Source organism: Larkinella punicea, from assembly GCF_003334855.1.
GTDB classification, from domain to species: domain Bacteria; phylum Bacteroidota; class Bacteroidia; order Cytophagales; family Spirosomataceae; genus Larkinella; species Larkinella punicea.
Map to the genome: position 1 here is coordinate 226522 of NZ_QOWE01000006.1, position 17870 is coordinate 244391.

Annotated in this window: 17 protein-coding genes; 9 read left to right on the forward strand and 8 right to left on the reverse strand. The window is 51.3% G+C overall.

The window, feature by feature from the left end; genetic code table 11:
* Positions 1–36: 36 nt before the first annotated feature.
* From DUE52_RS09175 to DUE52_RS09200, 6 genes are all read right to left on the reverse strand, one after another.
* A complete protein-coding gene (locus tag DUE52_RS09175) occupies positions 37–933 on the reverse strand; it encodes a pirin family protein (RefSeq protein WP_114405688.1) in 897 nt (298 codons plus the stop codon).
* A 147-nt stretch (positions 934–1080) separates the two neighbouring features.
* The gene (locus DUE52_RS09180; RefSeq protein WP_114405689.1) at positions 1081–2259 is read right to left on the reverse strand and encodes a CHAT domain-containing protein; all 1179 of its coding nucleotides are present in this window, start codon (positions 2257–2259) and stop codon (positions 1081–1083) included.
* Between the two features lie 113 nt (positions 2260–2372).
* The gene (locus DUE52_RS09185; RefSeq protein ID WP_114405690.1) at positions 2373–2876 is read right to left on the reverse strand and encodes a hypothetical protein; all 504 of its coding nucleotides are present in this window, start codon (positions 2874–2876) and stop codon (positions 2373–2375) included.
* A 266-nt stretch (positions 2877–3142) separates the two neighbouring features.
* Positions 3143–4387, reverse strand: a complete 1245-nt coding sequence (locus tag DUE52_RS09190; protein WP_114405691.1) for a sugar MFS transporter — start codon at positions 4385–4387, stop codon at positions 3143–3145.
* Positions 4388–4606: 219 nt separating this feature from the next.
* Complete coding sequence (locus DUE52_RS09195) at positions 4607–5749, reverse strand: S1 family peptidase (protein WP_229312120.1); 1143 nt, start codon at positions 5747–5749, stop codon at positions 4607–4609.
* Position 5750: 1 nt separating this feature from the next.
* Entirely contained in the window at positions 5751–6326 is a 576-nt protein-coding gene (locus DUE52_RS09200) for an RNA polymerase sigma factor (protein ID WP_114405692.1), read from the reverse strand.
* Positions 6327–6468: 142 nt separating this feature from the next.
* Between DUE52_RS09200 and DUE52_RS09205 the strand changes: the two genes are divergently transcribed.
* The 9 genes from DUE52_RS09205 (at position 6469) to DUE52_RS09245 (ending at position 13619) form a co-directional block, all read left to right on the forward strand.
* Complete coding sequence (locus tag DUE52_RS09205; protein WP_114405693.1) at positions 6469–6654, forward strand: hypothetical protein; 186 nt, start codon at positions 6469–6471, stop codon at positions 6652–6654.
* A gap of 178 nt (positions 6655–6832) precedes the next feature.
* Entirely contained in the window at positions 6833–7693 is an 861-nt protein-coding gene (locus DUE52_RS09210; protein WP_114405694.1) for a heme/hemin ABC transporter substrate-binding protein, read from the forward strand.
* A gap of 20 nt (positions 7694–7713) precedes the next feature.
* Entirely contained in the window at positions 7714–8832 is a 1119-nt protein-coding gene (locus DUE52_RS09215; protein ID WP_114405695.1) for a FecCD family ABC transporter permease, read from the forward strand.
* A 23-nt stretch (positions 8833–8855) separates the two neighbouring features.
* On the forward strand, positions 8856–9695 hold the full coding sequence (locus DUE52_RS09220) for a heme ABC transporter ATP-binding protein (protein WP_114405696.1): 840 nt from the start codon (positions 8856–8858) through the stop codon (positions 9693–9695).
* A gap of 12 nt (positions 9696–9707) precedes the next feature.
* On the forward strand, positions 9708–10760 hold the full coding sequence (locus DUE52_RS09225) for a hemin-degrading factor (protein WP_114405697.1): 1053 nt from the start codon (positions 9708–9710) through the stop codon (positions 10758–10760).
* Positions 10761–10917: 157 nt separating this feature from the next.
* Entirely contained in the window at positions 10918–11145 is a 228-nt protein-coding gene (locus tag DUE52_RS09230; RefSeq protein WP_114405698.1) for a hypothetical protein, read from the forward strand.
* A gap of 51 nt (positions 11146–11196) precedes the next feature.
* Positions 11197–11796, forward strand: a complete 600-nt coding sequence (locus DUE52_RS09235; protein ID WP_114405699.1) for an HmuY family protein — start codon at positions 11197–11199, stop codon at positions 11794–11796.
* 65 nt (positions 11797–11861) lie between these two features.
* A complete protein-coding gene (locus tag DUE52_RS09240; protein ID WP_114405700.1) occupies positions 11862–12218 on the forward strand; it encodes a DUF6686 family protein in 357 nt (118 codons plus the stop codon).
* A gap of 246 nt (positions 12219–12464) precedes the next feature.
* Complete coding sequence (locus DUE52_RS09245; RefSeq protein WP_133299800.1) at positions 12465–13619, forward strand: hypothetical protein; 1155 nt, start codon at positions 12465–12467, stop codon at positions 13617–13619.
* A 97-nt stretch (positions 13620–13716) separates the two neighbouring features.
* On the opposite strand, the gene DUE52_RS09250 is transcribed toward DUE52_RS09245, so the two are convergent.
* Both DUE52_RS09250 and DUE52_RS09255 read right to left on the reverse strand, forming a co-directional pair.
* Positions 13717–15111: an HmuY family protein gene (locus tag DUE52_RS09250; RefSeq protein WP_114405702.1), complete on the reverse strand. Its 1395-nt coding sequence runs from the start codon at positions 15109–15111 to the stop codon at positions 13717–13719.
* Positions 15112–15264: 153 nt separating this feature from the next.
* The gene (locus DUE52_RS09255) at positions 15265–17538 is read right to left on the reverse strand and encodes a TonB-dependent receptor (protein ID WP_114405703.1); all 2274 of its coding nucleotides are present in this window, start codon (positions 17536–17538) and stop codon (positions 15265–15267) included.
* Positions 17539–17870 lie beyond the last annotated feature (332 nt).

The window sequence follows — 17870 nt, forward strand, 5'->3', positions numbered from 1 at the left end:
TCGTCCGCCGTTTTCAGGCTATCAATGGCGCAGCCCTTACGGTTTTTGCTTCAGATAGGGAGGGTCGGGCGGCAGCGGCACCACATCGGTTTCGCCTTCGATCGCCGGAAATTCACCCATCTGCCACTTCAGTTTGGCGTGTTCGATAAGTTCCAGGCTGGTGGCTACAAAATTCCAGTAAATATGACGTAGTTCGGCAAAGGGCTCTCCGCCAAAAACATAAATCGTGCTGTTGGCATTGATCGTAAATTCGCAAAGCTGGCTGTTTTTAGCCACCAGAATGCGTTTGGGTTCGTAGGTATGGCCTTCGCTTTCAATGCTCCCTTCCAGAATATACAGGCCCGCTTCGCCCACCAGTTCATCACCGATTTTCAGGGTTTGGGTAGTTGGACTTTTGATTTCCAGAAAGAACAGATCGCTGTAAACCGGCACGGGTGATTTTCGCCCAAAGGCTTCCCCCGCAATCAGTTTATAGGAAACGCCGTCGGTTTCCCAGGCCGGTATTTCGTCGGCATTCGCGTGGAAGAACGAAGGCGGCATTTCTTCCAGCTCTTTCGGCAGAGCCACCCAGATTTGTAAACCGTGCAGGCTTTTGTCCGAATGACGCAGGTGTTCCGGGGTTCGTTCCGAATGGACGATGCCCTTTCCGGCCGTCATCCAGTTGACCTGACCAGGAGTAATTTCTACTTCTGTACCGAGCGTATCTTTATGGAAAATGGCTCCGTCGAAAAGATAGGTGAGGGTCGACAGGCCGATGTGTGGATGGGGACCGATGTCGATATTTTCGTGATCGCTCAGGTGGGCAGGCCCCATGTGGTCGATGAAAATGAAAGGCCCCACCATTCTCTTTTCGCGAAAGGGGAGGAGTCGGCCGACCAGAAAATGGCCGATGTCGGCCGGGCGTTCTTCAATAATGATGGAAATGTTCGACATAGGAACCCTACTTAAAAAGACACAATACGAAACGCTGGTCGAAACGGTCCACCGTAGCGCTAGGCGGGCGGAGTCGTTGCAATCCCGACTGACTCTGTAACCAATTTGTAATTCGCACTTTTTACTCGTTTATAAGCTTTCCGATGGCTATTTTTGACTATGCTGGCTAAATAAAATAATCCCATCGGTATCTTTTCCTAATTGCAGTCCGATTTCTACTTTGCCAAATTCAAATGCTTTTGGAATCGTATTACCGCCCGCAAGAGCCTTGTAAAAGCCAACTGTGAAGCTGATAGCTACTTGGTCGGAAATAGCGTCTTCTATCCCTATGACAAAAGGGATATACATAGCTATCGCATCAGCTTGATCTTTTGAATAACATGAATTTAGAATGACGCACGAGACTTTAGACGAAAGCAGTTTGAAGAGATTCGTTAATTCGTTTTTTTTAATTAGTTTACTATTGCCAAACTGATCTTCTACCTGTATTCCCGTAGTGCTTCCGTGTCCCGAGAAATGAATGATATCAGGGGAGAAATCATGAATGGCTTGTGTTATATCCCCGGCGCGTACTGCATTTCTACTATCAAGTATAAATTTATTTCTCAATCGTCCCTTAAGAAGAACTTCACTAATTTCACGATATTCTTCCTGAAGCCTTAGCCGAGCGTTATTGACTGGATCCGAAGCGAGAAATAAGACTCGGCATTTGCTTGTTTTAATGACCTTTTTTGATTTTTTACCCGATATGGGTTCTATTCGAGTTAGCTGATTAATTTCTCTTCTGTAATTTTCCAGGGTCGAACGGTTATAATGTCGAAGTTCCCCACTTCCAAAACATTCAGCTTGTTGAAGGATAGTGGAAAGCGCATTGTCTATTTCATGTTGACTAGACAGTCGATTCAACTCTCTTTCGAAAGCGAAAAGAAACTGTTTGTCATAAAAATTATTGAGATCTAAATGCAGAAATCCGTCAAAAAGAACTAGCATGTCCTTTTCATTTACTCTGGCGGAAGTTTTTGCAATGATTCGAGTATTAGATTGAAAAAGATGGGCGATTTCGGCAATCCGAAGGCTGGAAAAACCAATGGTTAATCGGTACATAATCCAATCATATTTCGCATCCATCAGGATATTACAAATTAATTCATCGGTTACCTCTTCCGGTGATATATAGTCGCATTTAATCTCTCTTTTAAGTGTTCGTTTTAAGAAATGTATAATGAGGGCATATTCAGACTTACGTGCGTCGTTTTCAATAATAAGACCATTGGTGAATGAAATGGGATCAGTTTTTTCGGCTAAAACAATACTATGATCGTTCATGCGCTAGCAGTATCTGGTTGCATTGACAGTATTTCTAATAAATGGAAACCTATTAATTTAATTGACGCCCGTCTAGCGGTCGCTTGGTGGCTTTTGGATTGCCGGATACCCCCTCACAGCCGTCGCTCGTGATGAATCGAAATGCTATAACCGCTATAGTTTCCGGCAATGCCGTTGCCCGAGTCGGCGGGTTTGAAACTGACAACGATTTTATCTTTGTAAAAGATCTGGCGTTCCGTCAATTCCGATCCGGCCACGGTTTCGGCGGGTTGAAAGCCCATTCCGATCAATTCCCGGCGCAAAACCGCCTGCACGGTTTTGGAAGGCTGCTGAAAATTCAGTAAGCCCAGCCGACCGTTGCAAATGTACTGAATCAGGGCCGACGTTTGGTTCAGCGAACTGATGTAGGGAAACGCCTGAAATTCGTAAATACAAGCCGGATTTGCTACACTTTCGGAGCAGTTTTTGAACAAAAATCCTTTTCGGAACAGGCAGGAATCAAACTGGGCGGTTTTCAGGCAGGTCAGGTCGATGAGTTCGCGCATCGTGATTTGCTGGGCGAAAACCGGACTGCTCAGGAGGAAGAAAAGAAAAATGAAGCGATGCCTGCGTGCCATGTTAATTTTTAGGGAGAAGTGGTGTTGTTTTAGGACTTACGTCTGGAACTTTCGCCTTCTGCCCCGTTCCCCTAAAGGACGGTCGGCCGCTGCCGGACTTTTAGCATCCGGATTAAGCCGCGTCCAAGTCCCCTTTAGGGGAACGGGGCAGAAGGCGAAAGTTCTATGTTCGTTTTACAAACAAATAATTTGCCAGACTTGCCTGAAAAAGCGAAACGCCAGTCCAGGCTGGCGTTTCGCAATGCAATACCGCTAAAAGGAACTGCTTAAACCGGTTTTGAAAATTTGGAACCGAACAGAAAAATGACCGCGTAACAAATAATCGGGAGGTAATAGGCCGCAGCCACATCGTATTCGGCGACGGCACCCATCGCAAACGGAAAGAGCGCACCACCGCAGACACCCATCGAAATAAACGAAGCGGCTTGCTGCGTATGGGAACCCAGGTTTTTCAAACCCAGACTGAAAATGGTCGGGAACATGATACTGAAAAAGAAATTCAGCATCAACAGGGCGATAAAAGACGGCCATCCCCAGCTTTGAGCGATAATGAGACACATGACGATGTTGCTGGCGGCAAAGATCGCCAGCAGCGAATGGGGAGCGATAAAGCGCATCAGGAAAGTCCCGACAAACCGTCCGGCGAGCATGAGACCCATGAACAAGACCATGTAGTTACCGGCGGTTTCATCGGAAAAGCCCATTTTTTCGTGGCCGTAATTGATGAAAAACGCCCAGGTACCGGCTTGTGCCGCGACATTGAAAAATTGGGCGATCACCGACCAGACGAAATGCCGGTGCTGAAAAAGGCCCTTTCCCGGTTCAATATCCACATTGACAGCTTCCGGATCAACGGCAGCCGCACCGTGCGGGTCGGTGAGGGCGGGCACTTTGACGAACGAAAACAGCACTGCAATCCCGGCGATGACGCTGCCAATAACGATGTAGAGCGTCTTGACCGATGTCAGATCCGTGCTGCCTTCCGTATTGCCTCTCAGCAGAAAATAGGCACCGATGGCGGGTCCCATGATGGCCCCCAACGCATTGAATGCCTGGGCGAAATTGATTCGCTGGTCGCTCGTGCGCTGGTCGCCGAGCGAGGCTACAAACGGGTGAGCCACGGTTTCAAGGGTAGAAAGTCCGCAGCCCAGGATGAACAGCGCCAGCCCAAAGTAGGTAAAGGAAGCCGCGTTGGCCGCCGGAACGAACAGAAAGGCACCCGTGGCAAAAAGGCCCAGGCCCAGTAAAACACCGGCTTTGTAGCCAAACCGCTTCATGAAAAGACCGGCGGGAATACCCATGACAAAATAGGCACCGAAAATGGCAAACTGGACGAAAGCCGACTGGGTTTTGGTCAGGCTCAGCACATGCTGAAAGTGTTTGTTGAGCACATCTCCCATCGTGATGGCAATGCCCCAGAACATGAACAGGGAGGTGACAAATACGAGGGTAATGAGGTATTTCTTATCGGTGAAAGCCGCTGGCTTTCGATTACTGACACTGGCCTGCATAAGGAAGAGTTCGTTTAGATTCGGGTCAAGGGGTTGCTAAGACGTCAATTGAAAGGACAAGGTAACGCTTAATTTTAATTTGGTAAATGAAGCCCATAAAAAAGCCGACCCCTTGACGAGGTCGGCTCTTTTGCCCCTAAATCCCCTGAAGGGGACTTTCTGCATCCATTTGATTCTACGTCCAAGTCCCCTTCAGGGGATTTAGGGGCAAAATTCAATCTATTTTTCGTGCTTAAACACCTTCACCATGTAGACGCTCTCCTGAATCTTCTTGATCTGATCCTTCCGCGCCAGCTTGGCGAGACCGTTTTTGCGGCTCATCCGGATCGAGCTGTTTTTGAGTGAGTCGGTCGGAATGGCGGAAATGGCCCGGAACAAATAATCCGTTTTGATGGCAAACGTAGCGCCTTCCGTGGAGGTCTGTTTGCCGCTGATGATGCCGATGACGTTGCCTTTTTCGTCCAGCAGCGGGCCACCGGAGTTTCCGGGATTGACACTGATGGCCACCTGATACGCAGTGGAGTCACCCCGATACCCGGTTTTCGAACTCAGATAGCCTTCGCCGTAAACGATTTCTTCCCGTGGAAAACCCAGCGTAAAGACGCGTTCGCCGAGATCGGTCGGCCCGGCTTCAAAACCGTAAGGCAGGACGGTTTTTCCCCGAAAGGCACTGTCTTCGTGAACCTGCAAAATGGCCAGGTCATATTTGCGGTCGGCGTAAACGACCTTCGCTTTGTAAATATCCCCGTGTGTGCTTTGGATATACACCGAGTCGGCATCCTGAATGATGTGCGTGTTGGTGACCAGGTACCCGTCCGGCGACAGCAGAAAGCCCGAACCGGCCACCTGACCCGGATTGATCTGCAAGGCGCGTTCGCGGGCGTTCAGATCCTGCAAAATCGCATTCTGCGAGCGCCGGATGGCCTGCAAATCCCGGCGCATCATGCTGTATTGTTCCTGCTGCTTGTGGCTCGACTGGTATTGCCGCACCAGCATCAGCGTTCCGAAGGTCGTGATGAGCGCAACCGATGCGGCCACCGCCAGAATGGGGCGGTAGGTTTGCCACAACTGCCGGATCGTTCCGCCGTTGCGGTGCAGTTTCCGGACTTTAGACACCTGGTTGGCTTCGTCCCGAACGGCGTCCATGTCCAGGCTGGCATGAATCCGGTTCAGACGGCTGCGGAAGTCAGTCCGCTGGCCATAATTTTTCAGGGCTTTCGCCAGTTGCTGTTGCTCATTGGCGCGCTGGGCCAAAACCGGGTCTGACCGACGGAGCATTTCAAATTCCAGCCGTTCCGTTTCCGTCAGCTCGTTCCGAAGCCATTTGTCAATCCAGTCGGTGAATTTCTGGTGGTCGATCATCTTACTCCTCTTTAAAAACTGAAAAGAACAACCGTTTTAGCCGCATCAGACACTTGTATTTCTGTGTTTTGGCATTGTCGGCGTTCGTATAGCCAAATTTTTCGGTAATGTCCTGCATCGACAGATGGCGGATGTAAAAATCTTCCAGCAACGTCCGGCAGGGTTCTCCAAGGCGGTCGAGCGAATCGGCCATCAGGTCGAACTGGCGGTCACGGGCCTCGTGATCAATCAGATCGTCATCCACATCGGCCAGGTCTTCGGTATCGATCAGCGAATGGCCGTTTCGACTCCGCTTCGATAACTGCTTGAGCCAGAGCCGGCGACTCACCGAATAGAGATACGTTTTTAACTGGCAATGCAATTCCAGCGAATCCGATGTCACTTTCTCGTACAGCACGATCAGCGTTTCCTGATAAATATCTTTGGCATCGTCTTCGCTGCCGCTGTTATTCTGGATCAGGTGTAATACCATCGGAAAATACCGCCTGTACAGTTCTTCCAGTATCTCGTCCGAACCGTTGGCTAAGCCTGCAAGCAGTTGGTCGTCAGATACATGCAAACGGTTGGACTCTGTCATTGGTTCCTTGCATACTTAATACGATTCCGGGTCAAATGTAACCCAAAAATAAATTTTAATTTTTCTGAAAAAAGATGGGTTACCTAATGGCCTTTCCCGTATTAAAGGTGAGATCTAAAAAACTTTTAAACTAACTACTCTCATGAAACGTATCGTTAAATCTGTATTGTTCGTTGCTACAATGGTTTCTTTGGCTGCTGCTTGTCAATCTAAAAAAGCTGAAGATACAACTTCAACGACGGACTCAACTGCAATGTCTTCAGACTCTTCTATGATGTCTGACACGACGATGGCAACTGACAGCATGGCTGCTGATTCAGCAAAATAATTCTACGTTTCTATAACGTACGAAAGCCGCCCGGCAATGGGCGGCTTTTTTGTTTTTAAGCCTGTTCCCTTCGTTTCGACGCAATTCTAATTTAGACTAGTAAAAAATAATACGGCTTAACAGTTGTTTATTTAGAAATAGTCTAATTAATTTGTGCTACCCAAACGACTGGTTCATCATGGCGAAGAAACTTTATTGGCTTGTATTCCTTCTGACACTCCGTATAGCAACGTTTGCGCAGGGCGTTTCGAAAACCGAGCGCATCGTCTCCCTGAACGGAACCCTGACCGAAATTCTCTGCGATTTGGGGCTGCAAAACCAGTTGGTCGGCGTCGACATCACCAGTACCTATCCGGCGGCTATGGAGAAAATTCCGAAAGTAGGCCACAATCGAAACATCGGTGCCGAAGCCGTTCTGGCCCTGCGTCCTACCGTCATCATTGGTGTTCGATCCAACGGAAGCATGGATCTGAAGCCGGAAGTGTTACAACAATTCAAAAGTGCCGGGGTGAAAACGCTGATTTTTGAGCAGGAAACGAATGTGGCCGGCACCAAAAAACTGATTACTGAGGTCGCGAAAGCCTTCGGTGCTTCGGCGAAAGCAGTGGCCCTCACCCGCAAACTGGATGCCGATCTGGCCAGGGTACGAAAACCGGCTAAAGTCCAGAAAGTACTCTTCATCTATGCTCGTGGCACCGGAACCATGATGGTTTCGGGCCGGAATACGCCCATCGAGAAAATCGTCCAACTGGCCGGGGCGCAGAATGCCTTCAACGACTTCGAAAGCTTTAAACCGCTGACACCGGAAGCCCTGGTGAGTGGTAATCCGGATGTGATTCTGCTGTTTACGAGCGGGTTAGAAAGTCTGGGTGGTATGGACGGTTTGCTGAAAGTGCAGGGCGTTGCCCAAACCAACGCCGGTCGGAATCGCCGGGTGATTGAGATGGACGGGCAGTTGCTGACCGGTTTTAGCCCCCGGCTTGGGCTGGCCGTGCAGGAGCTGAGCCGGAAACTCAGTCAGGAAGTATCCTTAAAATAAAACGGAATAGACCCACACGGATGCAAACGGATTTGTCCCCACTCGCAACGACCCAGCCGCTCCCGCAGGCTTCGCGGCCCGGCTTGTCCCGCTCCAAAGGCTGGTGGCTGAACGGCTTGCTGGCCGTCCTGCTGGTGGTCGTGATGATCTGGTCGGTGGGCATCGGTGCCGTGTCGATTCCCATTCCGGATGTTTTAGCCATTCTTCTCAAACAGCTTGGCTGGGAAGTGGGCGTCGTAGAACCGCAGCAGGAGACGGTTTTGACCGTCATCCGGTTGCCGCGAATCCTGCTGGGTGTGCTGGTGGGGGCCGTGTTGGGAATTTCGGGAGCCGCCATTCAGGGCTTGTTTCGGAACCCGCTGGCGGACCCGGGCCTGATCGGTATTTCGTCGGGCGCATCGGTGATGGCGGTTTTGATGATCGTGTTGCAACTGCGGGTTTTCAGCGATCTGTCGTCGCTATCCGGTTTGTACGCGCTGTCACTGGCGGCTTTTGCCGGTGCGGTCGGCACGACGCTCCTGGTCTATACCCTGGCTCGTAAAAACGGCCGGACCGTGGTCTCAACAATGTTGCTGGTCGGCGTTGCCATCAACGTTTTTTGCGAAGCCCTGCGCGGACTGATGATGTATCTGGCCGATGACGCTCAGCTTCGGGCCATTTCCTACTGGAGTCTGGGCAGCCTGGGCGGTGCCAGTTGGGAGGTGTTGCAGGTCACCACGCCCTTTCTGCTGGTGCCGGTTCTGCTGATGCCGCGTCTGAGCAAACCCATGAACGCGTTCGCGCTGGGCGAGAGTCAGGCCGGACATCTCGGTGTGGATGTGTCAAAACTGAAACGGAATGTGGTCATTCTGGCCACGCTCGGTGTGGGGGTCGCGGTGGCGGTTTCGGGCGTCATCGGTTTCATCGGGCTGGTTATTCCGCATCTGATCCGGCTTGTTTCGGGTGCCAACCACCGCACGGTATTGCCCGGTTCCGCTTTGTTGGGAGCCATTGTCTTGACCTTGTCGGATCTCGTTGCCCGAACGCTGGTGGCACCCGCCGAACTGCCCATCGGAATCATTACCGGAATGATCGGCGCGCCAACCTTTCTGTTCATGCTGGTGCGGGGCGCGGGGCGAAAACCGTATACCGAAAACTGAATACCAATCAACAACGAAGTTCTATGCTGGAAGCGCAACACATCACCTACCACATCAACCGGAAAATCCTGCTGGACGACGTGTCGCTGGCGGTAAGGCCGGGTGAACTGGTGGCGGTGGTGGGAGCCAATGGGGCCGGAAAATCGACCTTGCTGAAAACCTTTAGCCGGGAACTGACGCCCACGCAGGGACTGGTGTTGCTGGATAAAAAACCGATCCGGGGATTTTCGGCCCTGGAACTGGCCCGGCGACGGGCGGTTTTGGCCCAGCAAAACCCCCTGGCTTTCGAATTCAGTGTCTACGAACTGGTGATGATGGGGCGGTATCCGCATTTTGAAGGTCACCCGCGGCCTGAAGATCAGGCGATTGTCGCGTATGCCCTGGAACGAACCGGTATTGCCCGTTTGTCCGGGCGGGCCGTGCCGACGCTGTCGGGCGGGGAGCAGCAACGGGTTCATCTGGCTAAAATACTGGCTCAACTAATGGATGCTGACGAACTGAACCAGTCCGGAGCGCCCATTCGCCAACCCAAATACCTGCTGCTCGACGAACCGACCACGGGGCTGGATTTTTATTACCAGCACAGTTTGCTGGAAGTGGCCAGCGAGCTGACCCGGCGCGGCTACGGCGTCATCGCCATTCTGCACGACCTCAATCTGGTGATGCAATACGCCGACAAAGTGCTGTTGCTCAAGGAAGGTAAGGCGCTGGCTTTTGGCAAACCGGCTTCTGTTCTGACCGCTGATTCCATTTTTAAAGCGTTTCATTTATCTGTACAAATCATTCACCAGCCGGAGCTGGATGGTCCGTTGATCGTTCACACCCGGCAGACTAGTCCTGTTCCCTTTCCTTCTCCAATTTAGCGAACCAAAAACATGACAACAACCGTTCTGGATCTCAAAAAACAATATGCGGCTTTTAAGGCCGAAAATCCCAAAGCGCGCATTCGCGATGCGGCTAACCAACTGGGTGTCAGTGAAGCCGAACTGGTGGCAACGGGCCTGGGCGAAACCGCCACCCAACTGGAAGGTGATTTTCGCGAACTGCTGAAAGAGGTGCCGACACTGGGCTACGTCATGGCCCTGACCCGCAACGACAGCGTGGTTCACGAGCGAAAAGGCGAGTACCTCAACGTGTCATTCAACGGCCATGTCGGGCTGGTGTTGGGCGAACACATCGACCTGCGCCTGTTTCTGGCAAACTGGAAGTTCGGGTTTGCCGTCCACGAAAACGACCGCCGGAGTTTGCAGTTTTTTGCCGCAGATGGCGAAGCCGTTCACAAAATTTACCTGACCGACCAAAGCAACGGGGCCGCCTACGACGCGATGGTTGCCAACTACCGGGCGGCTGACCAGACGGGAAATCTGGACCTCGAGCCCAAGCCGGAAACCGTCGTTCCAACGCCGGATGCGGACATCGACGGAGCGGCTTTTCAGGAATCCTGGCTTAACCTGAAGGATACGCACGAGTTTTTCGGGATGTTGCGGAAACACAAGGTCTCCCGATTGCAAGCCATGCACCTGGCACCGGAAGGTCATGCGTTTCCGATTACGATGGAAGCGGTGAAGCGTGTGTTTGCCGAGGTTTCCAAAACCGGGTTGCCGATTATGATTTTTGTGGGAAACCGGGGTTGCATCCAGATTCATACGGGCGAAGTCCGGAAACTGGTTGCGATGGGGCCGTGGTTCAATGTGCTCGATCCGCAGTTCAACCTCCACCTGCGGGAAGACCATGTCGCGTCGGCCTGGGTCGTGAAAAAGCCCACGACCGACGGCATTGTCACCAGTCTGGAATTATACGACGCGGAAGGCAATCAGATTGCGCTGATTTTTGGCAAACGGAAACCCGGTATTCCCGAAAAAACCGAATGGCGCGACGTCCTTTTGCAAACGGTTTTGGCTCACCCTGTCAGCGGTCAAAGACCCTGACAGGGTGAGCCAAAACCGTTTGCTTTCCTCAGCGCCGGGCCGTCGTACGGTCGAAGACCCTGACAGGGATAGCCATTTGCAATTTATCAACGCCACCCTGTCAGGGTCTTCGACCGTGCGACGGCCCGGCGCTGACAGGGTATGGATCCACACCCTGATGAACGTACTGGTTTTTCGAACGAACATCAATTCCGGGCAACGGCTTCACAAAGCGGCTTGCCGGTTGTGTAAACTCCGGGGCATTTGCCGGTGGAGCGTCGATATGGAAGACCGTGACTGTGTGTTACGAATCGAGGCCCCGGAAGATTTATCGATCCCGCTGGATGAACAGGTCGTGATTCGCTTGTTGACCAAAGTAGGCATCGAATGTGAAGTGCTGTCCTGATCTAAAAACCGGTAAACCAACACCGTAGTAAGTAAAACCGTACCTGTAAAAATGAATTCTTTAACGATCGCAAAGCTGCTTCTTGGTGTCGTGTTGCTTTACCAAGAAGTCCGGGCCCAATCGGTGAAAGTCAATACTGTCCAGGATTTACCTGCTGACCCGGCCAGCAACGACCCGCAATCGGGCCGACCGATGGGCTCGACCAACCGGTTTACGTTTTTCAGTTTTAAAGACGGCAAACAGGTTCCCAACAGCGATTCTGCATCCAATAAGTGGGACATCGGCTTTCGGGCAACGACCCTCATTGTGAACGGTGGAACCGGGCGGTCGGGTCAGGGGGGCGCGTATGTACACAACGGAACGTTCGAAAGCCTAACGGCCATACCGGAAAACGCAACCTTTGCCGTCGATGACAATACCAACAAACTGGCGATTCCGACCGGCTCGGGAAATGGCTGGTATACCTACGGCGGTGGCGTGATTGCCCCAACGGCCGATAAAGTGCTCGTGATCCGCACCGGCGATGGCAAATACGCCAAAGTGGAGATTCTGGGCTATTACAAAGGCGGGCCGGACGGGCCGGGAAGCGAAAGCCGGTATTACACCTTTCGCTATGCATACCAACCTGATGGCAGCAAAAAAATCCAGTAATCAGTACTATATCCACATCATCCGGCGGACGTATCCGCGATTCCGCCGGTTTTACCGACTTTGTTATGGCTAACCGCGATGCCCGCTTTATCACCCTGGCCCAAACCGAACACGGCGAGATTCACCTCTGCCGGGGCTGCAAGGCCAACCTCAGTTTTCGGTTCAACAACATCTTCCAGATCATGTCGCCGGGCGAGTTTCAGCAATTGTTCCGGCACGTCGAGTCGATCGACATCGACGGTTTTTTTGCCCGACACCCGACGGATTGCACCGGTGAGATTCGGCGGCTTTACCTGGGCACGACCGTTGAACCCCTGTATTTCTGTTTCACGAGAACCGAACTGGAGCAGTTGAAAGGCATCCTGCACAACGCCATGGCGCGGATGAATACGCTGGAGAAAGCGTGGACCGAATTAAATTAAGTTACCTCTTGGGAAAAAAACGAAGACAATACAGTAAAAGCTATAGTGAGTAGGATAGAAAAAGCAGGGTCTTTGACGCTGCTTTTTTTTTAATAGAACAATTCGTCAGACCTTTGCACGTAGTAATAAAGAGAAGATAGAGAAGAGAGGAAAGAGCAGAGACGTTGGAATCATGGCGTTTGATACTGATCAATAGCGATTTAGGTCTCTATTCTTTGCTCTATCTTCTTTAATCAAAAATAAAACATGATGAGTAAAGTGTATCAAATCCGGCGATGGGCCCTTCTGCTGGTAAGCGGCTTCACGATTGGGCTGGTTTCCTGCCAGGAAGAAAAAGACCCGGATGTCCGGCCCTTGCTGAACATCCCGCAGGTGTATGATAGCGTTGGGTATCGTTTTAATTCGGAGCCGCTACAGCCTCTGATTCAACAGTTTACGAGTTTGGTTGAGGAGGCCCGGAAAGGAGGACAGCGGGGGACGTATGTTTCGGAAGAATCGCTCAACGCGGCTTTTACGCAGGGTGATTTCAGTTTACTGTCCGTCACAACGCCGTATTACGCCAGCCGTCTTCAGGCCCAGAACAACGGTTTTTTTGCCGAGCTATCGAAAGCCAGTGGCGGAACATTCTACCCGTTTGACCGGAGTTGGGAGGGGGGCGTTTATGGCTCGTATCTGTTTGATGAATATGGCCTGGAAATGGGGCAGATGATTGAAAAAGGGATGTATGGCGCGGCTTTATACAATTACGCCCTATCGCTGACCAAAGGGACTTTTACCCCGGCGACTGCCGACCAGATTCTGTATGTATACGGGGCCAGTCCGATGTTTTACAACAGCGATAATGGCACCAATTACCAGAATCCCGACCGGCTGATGGCGGCTTATGCGGCCCGGCGGGACGATGCCACCGGTACGGGTTTATACAGTCAAAACCGCCTGGCATTCATTACGTTGCAGGCAGCTTTGCAGGAAGGCGAAGACTACAATACCTACCGGGATGAAGCCCTGGCTGCCATCAAACTGAACTGGGAAAAAATCAACGCGGCCACGGTCATCAATACCATTCACGCCAGTACTTCGATTTTGAATTCAACCAGCCTGACGGAGCAGCAACGGGCGGATGTGTTGCATTTGATTAGCGAAGCTGCAGGGTTTCTGCACGGTTGGCGAACGATTGACGCGGGTAACAAGAAAATTACGGACAACCAGATTGACGAACTACTAACCCTGTTAAATGCGCCTTACGACCGTTCCGCGTCGGTCTATCGCTTTGTAACCAATACCGCCGAAGAATTGCCAAAATTGAGCCAGGCCGTTGCGAGAATTCAGGGCATTTACGGATTTACCAACGAGGAAGTCGAGAGTTTTCGCCGGAATTATGTAGCGGATCAGGCCAGATAAGTTTAACGGTTTACGGTATTCGGTTTACGGTGGCTGACGCATTCTTTTATAAGCGCGCATCAGCTACCGTAAACTGAAAACCGTAAACCGAACACCGTTAAACTTTCTTCACCAGTTTGAATTCGATATTCGGGTAGCCCCTTACCCCGCCGTCAGAGGAAGTATAATTCAGGAATTTTAATTTATAAACGTTTCCGACGGCGTCTTTGATGACGTAAAACCGATCGGATTTAACCCCCGCAGCGACGCCATTCGGACCTGCTGAGGTACGCCAGTTGCTGCCGATTACATTGCGTTCTTTCTTGAATGTTGTTGTCGTGATGTTCGCTTCGACATAGGCATCATACGTAACGGTGCTGGTCAGAACTTCCGCAGCTTCAACACCGCCCAGGTGATTGATGAAAACAAAATCCGCGTAGGTATAAGGAACAGATGCCGTCGCGCTTAAAGCCGCTTTATAAGTTGCTAATGTCCATTCGATATCCCAATTGGTTTTCGCCGGTTCCACCTCAGTCAAGCCTTTTTCGAACGATACATAACTGAAATTTAAATTCGCATCTTTCGTGACATCCAGTGTCTTAAACGTCGTTTCGGCAATCTGCGCGTATTGCAGTGTATAACCGGTTCCTTTGCGAACCACCCGGACTTTATACCAGGCTTTGGCTGCTGTCCCGGATGTTCCCGGATTGATGATGTATACTTTGTTTTCAGCATCCGTAGCAGAAATGGTTTTGATGACGGTTTTGGTTAAATCACCTTCTACATCATCCACATTATCGAAACTGCCCGTTCCCTGGCTCAGAATCAGGATGTTTCGTAAACCGACTGTGTCCGCGGCTGTGACCTGACTCAAGTCGGTTTTGGTCAGTTCTTTGGCCGAAGCACCCGTTGTGCCGTTGATGATGACGCGAAAATCTGCACCGCCGTAAAACCCGAGATCCCAACTATTGCGGGCCACCGAGGTTTGGGCGTTGTTGCTGAAATCGACAAAAACCGAATTGACCGCGCTGGAACCTCCTTCGCCACCGTTCAATTTCAGTTGCGAACCGGTCGATACAATCGATGAAAACTTCAGTGCTGCCGTGGTTTTTGTACCGACTAAAACCGGGCTGGCGGCTGATTTAATGGTGAAATTAATGGCCTCTGTTCCGCTCAAAAAAAGATTGGCGGCTTTGATCACTTTGAATGAGCCCGTGCTGCTTCCCGCCGGAATGGTAACGGTCAGGCTGTTGTTCGTTGCCGCCGGATCGGTCGTGAACTGGGTGCCATAGGCGATACCGCTTGGTGCCAGATCGATGGTAATGGCCGTGGCGGTTTCGGCACTACGGGTCAACGTGAGTTTGACTTCTGTTTCGGTTTTGTCGGATTCGAATCCCTGCTCACTGGCATCAAATTGAACCAGGTTATCGGGTAGCGGGGGATCATCCTGTTTGCAGGCACTAATGCAGGCACTAAAAGCGAGGAATACGAAAAGTGAGCGTACGGTGTTCATGGATGTACTGAATTTATAAAATACGGAAATTGATTGGATTGATTTTAGAATAAAGAGTAGAGACAAGAGAGTAAAACCAGAGAATAAAACCTGGTAGATGACGGCTTATTTATTTTCTTTACTCTCTTGTCTTTGCTCTTTATTCTAAAAAAACTATTTACTCCACTGGAAATTTAATCCTAGAAAATAAGACCGTCCGTAACTCAGCGGAACCGCCCCACCGGTGCTGTGTGAACCGCCGGTATCGGTCGACGTATTGTTGAGCCGCGTGACATTGAACAGGTTTTTGGCCCCGCCATTCAGCGTGACGTATTTCGTAATGGATTTGCTGATCGTCAGGTCGGCCCAGTGGTAATCGGCAGTTTCGGCCAGACGCGTGACCGGTTTTCCTTCTGCGTCGGTCAGGCTTTCGTAAGTCGGCCTTTTGCCGGTGTATTTATAAAAGAGACTGACCTTGGTGTCGATCTTTTGCAGGTGATAGGTCAGGTTGGCATTGACCTCCGGCGACCACACAAACGCCGGCAAACCCGGATCATCCTGCGTCAAGCTGTTGTAACGACCGACGTGAGAAAAACCAACGGTCAACTGAAGGTGGTTGGTATACAGCGTGTTATTGAACGTGCCGCCGGTGGTTTTGAACCGGTCGATGTTGATGGTTTTCATCACGCCCGGGTTATTGGGGTCGTTGCCATACGCAATCAGGTCATGGAAATCGTTGTAAAAACCGGTCAGGGTGGACGTAATCCGGAGCGTGCCGGTGGCCACCGACCGCCAGGTAATGGAACCGTTGAAACTGTTGGAATACTCGGCTTTCAGATCCGGATTGCCGGTGATGGAGTGGCTGGCATCGAAGAAGTTAAAATACAACTCACGCAAAGCCGGCGAGCGGAAACCGCGGGCGTAGGCCAGCCGCAGATCCGTATTTTTGTGTAGGGTGATTTTCGTATTCAGGGACGGAATAACCGGTGGCGCGTCGTAAACCGAGTTTTTTACAAACCGCAAACCCGGCCGAATGGTGATGGCGGAGGTGGGTTTGAGTTCCGAAGAAACAAAAAAAGCGTAGTCGTTGATCGACGGTGAACCCAGGATTCGGGCACCGCTGGCACGCTCCGTGTTGATGTCGATGCCGGGCTGCAGCGAAACCGCCGACGACACTTTGTATTGGGCCGTGACCCGAAACACCTGGCTGACAAAGTCCGAAACATCCTGCTCGCCCTGGCCGAGTGACAACGTTCGTCGGCCGGTCGTCAAATCAAGGGTGGTGGTCTGGGTGCGACGGCTGTAGTCGGTGTAGGACACAATACCGTTCAGTTGCAGCCGCTCACTGGCCCGCCAGTCACCCTGCGCCTGGTGGGTAAACCGGCTGGTGATGAAGTTCTGATCCCGGGCCTGGTTGGTGTTTACGTTAACGGCACCCAGCGCGTTGATGGTTTCATCGACCGCATCCAGCCGATACCAGACGTTGAATTTTTCATTTCGAAACCCGAATTTGACGTTGCCCAGCCACTGTTCTTTGGCGTGCCAGTCTTTCGTTCGGGTCAACGACGTTCCCTGCCAGCCGCCGAAGTCATTGTGCGTTCCGCCCACGCCCACGTGCCAGCCATTTTTTTGCCAGGTAGCTCCAAGGTTCTGATTGTGAGTGCCTTTTCCGCTAAATCCTTTGTATTCCTTCCCGACGGATTCTTCCTGAACGCGCCCCGACAGAGCGATTCGTTCGCTACCCGGTTTTTTGGTGATGATATTAATGATGCCAGCCAGCGCGTCGGTGCCGTAGGAAACCGACATGGGGCCTTCCACGATTTCGACGCGTTCGATGGTGTTGATATCGATCTGATTGAGGCTCTCGCGGGTGTCGCCCCGGTCGACCATCGGAACGCCGTCGAGCAGAATTTTGACGTTCCGGCCCGACATTCCCATCAGTTGAATGTCTGAGGTCCCGAGCGTCGCATCGTTGGAAAACCGGATGCCCAGTTCGTTGTTTAACACGCCGATGAGGTTGGTCGCGCCCCGCAGTTGAATTCGCTCACGGTCGATGGTGCGAATCTGGTAGACCGATTGCCGGACGGATTGCGGTTCGTACTGGCCGGTAACGACCACATCGTCCAGTTGTTGGGTCGCTTCGCTGAGGATAATTGGCGGAATGGTGACGGTTTCACCGGCTTTTACCCGAACCGGAATGGTTTGGGTTCCGAAGCCAAGCGACTGAATCACTACACTATAGCGGCCTTCCGGGGCTACCAGGAAATAGTGTCCTTCCGCGTCTGTGGTGGTTCCATACCGGGTTGTTTTCAGCAGAACCGTCGCCGAAACGGCCGGTTTTCCGTCGACCGAAACCACCCTTCCGCTAATTTTTCCGGGTGATTCCTGCGCCCGGGCCAGCGTAGTGATCAGTTGGAAGCAGCACAGATAGAGGAAGACGTATCGCATTGATGAAAGATCTAATTTTTATTTAGATTGATTAATTATTCTTATTTGGACTGATTATAAATTATTACAAAGGTACAATTTCAAATGAGCAATGCTACGGTTCGGGAATTTTTTTGAGAAAATTTAGAAACGGGCTGTTATTCAGTCTGCGATTGGAACCAAAAAAGAAACCCGGCCAATTGGCCGGGTTGTGTATTCCCACGGTTGGTTTTCAAGGGCCAGGCGATCTTGTCATTTTATCATTTTATCGGTCATCCCTACGGGATTTTAGACTCTGGGGGCATTAAAACCCACCGCTACAAAATGAACCATCCCTACGGGATTCACTAATA

What these genes read in the sequence shown, in the direction of transcription:
- DUE52_RS09240 (WP_114405700.1), top strand. Translation starts at nt 11,862, where the DNA reads ATGGCTAACCGCGATGCCCGCTTTATCACCCTGGCCCAAACCGAACAC.
- DUE52_RS09225 (WP_114405697.1), top strand. Translation starts at nt 9,708, where the DNA reads ATGACAACAACCGTTCTGGATCTCAAAAAACAATATGCGGCTTTTAAG.
- DUE52_RS09205 (WP_114405693.1), top strand. Translation starts at nt 6,469, where the DNA reads ATGAAACGTATCGTTAAATCTGTATTGTTCGTTGCTACAATGGTTTCT.
- DUE52_RS09215 (WP_114405695.1), top strand. Translation starts at nt 7,714, where the DNA reads ATGCAAACGGATTTGTCCCCACTCGCAACGACCCAGCCGCTCCCGCAG.
- DUE52_RS09250 (WP_114405702.1), bottom strand. Translation starts at nt 15,111, where the DNA reads ATGAACACCGTACGCTCACTTTTCGTATTCCTCGCTTTTAGTGCCTGC.
- DUE52_RS09255 (WP_114405703.1), bottom strand. Translation starts at nt 17,538, where the DNA reads ATGCGATACGTCTTCCTCTATCTGTGCTGCTTCCAACTGATCACTACG.
- DUE52_RS09245 (WP_133299800.1), top strand. Translation starts at nt 12,465, where the DNA reads ATGATGAGTAAAGTGTATCAAATCCGGCGATGGGCCCTTCTGCTGGTA.
- DUE52_RS09220 (WP_114405696.1), top strand. Translation starts at nt 8,856, where the DNA reads ATGCTGGAAGCGCAACACATCACCTACCACATCAACCGGAAAATCCTG.
- DUE52_RS09190 (WP_114405691.1), bottom strand. Translation starts at nt 4,387, where the DNA reads ATGCAGGCCAGTGTCAGTAATCGAAAGCCAGCGGCTTTCACCGATAAG.
- DUE52_RS09175 (WP_114405688.1), bottom strand. Translation starts at nt 933, where the DNA reads ATGTCGAACATTTCCATCATTATTGAAGAACGCCCGGCCGACATCGGC.
- DUE52_RS09200 (WP_114405692.1), bottom strand. Translation starts at nt 6,326, where the DNA reads ATGACAGAGTCCAACCGTTTGCATGTATCTGACGACCAACTGCTTGCA.
- DUE52_RS09185 (WP_114405690.1), bottom strand. Translation starts at nt 2,876, where the DNA reads ATGGCACGCAGGCATCGCTTCATTTTTCTTTTCTTCCTCCTGAGCAGT.
- DUE52_RS09235 (WP_114405699.1), top strand. Translation starts at nt 11,197, where the DNA reads ATGAATTCTTTAACGATCGCAAAGCTGCTTCTTGGTGTCGTGTTGCTT.
- DUE52_RS09210 (WP_114405694.1), top strand. Translation starts at nt 6,833, where the DNA reads ATGGCGAAGAAACTTTATTGGCTTGTATTCCTTCTGACACTCCGTATA.
- DUE52_RS09180 (WP_114405689.1), bottom strand. Translation starts at nt 2,259, where the DNA reads ATGAACGATCATAGTATTGTTTTAGCCGAAAAAACTGATCCCATTTCA.
- DUE52_RS09230 (WP_114405698.1), top strand. Translation starts at nt 10,918, where the DNA reads ATGAACGTACTGGTTTTTCGAACGAACATCAATTCCGGGCAACGGCTT.
- DUE52_RS09195 (WP_229312120.1), bottom strand. Translation starts at nt 5,749, where the DNA reads ATGATCGACCACCAGAAATTCACCGACTGGATTGACAAATGGCTTCGG.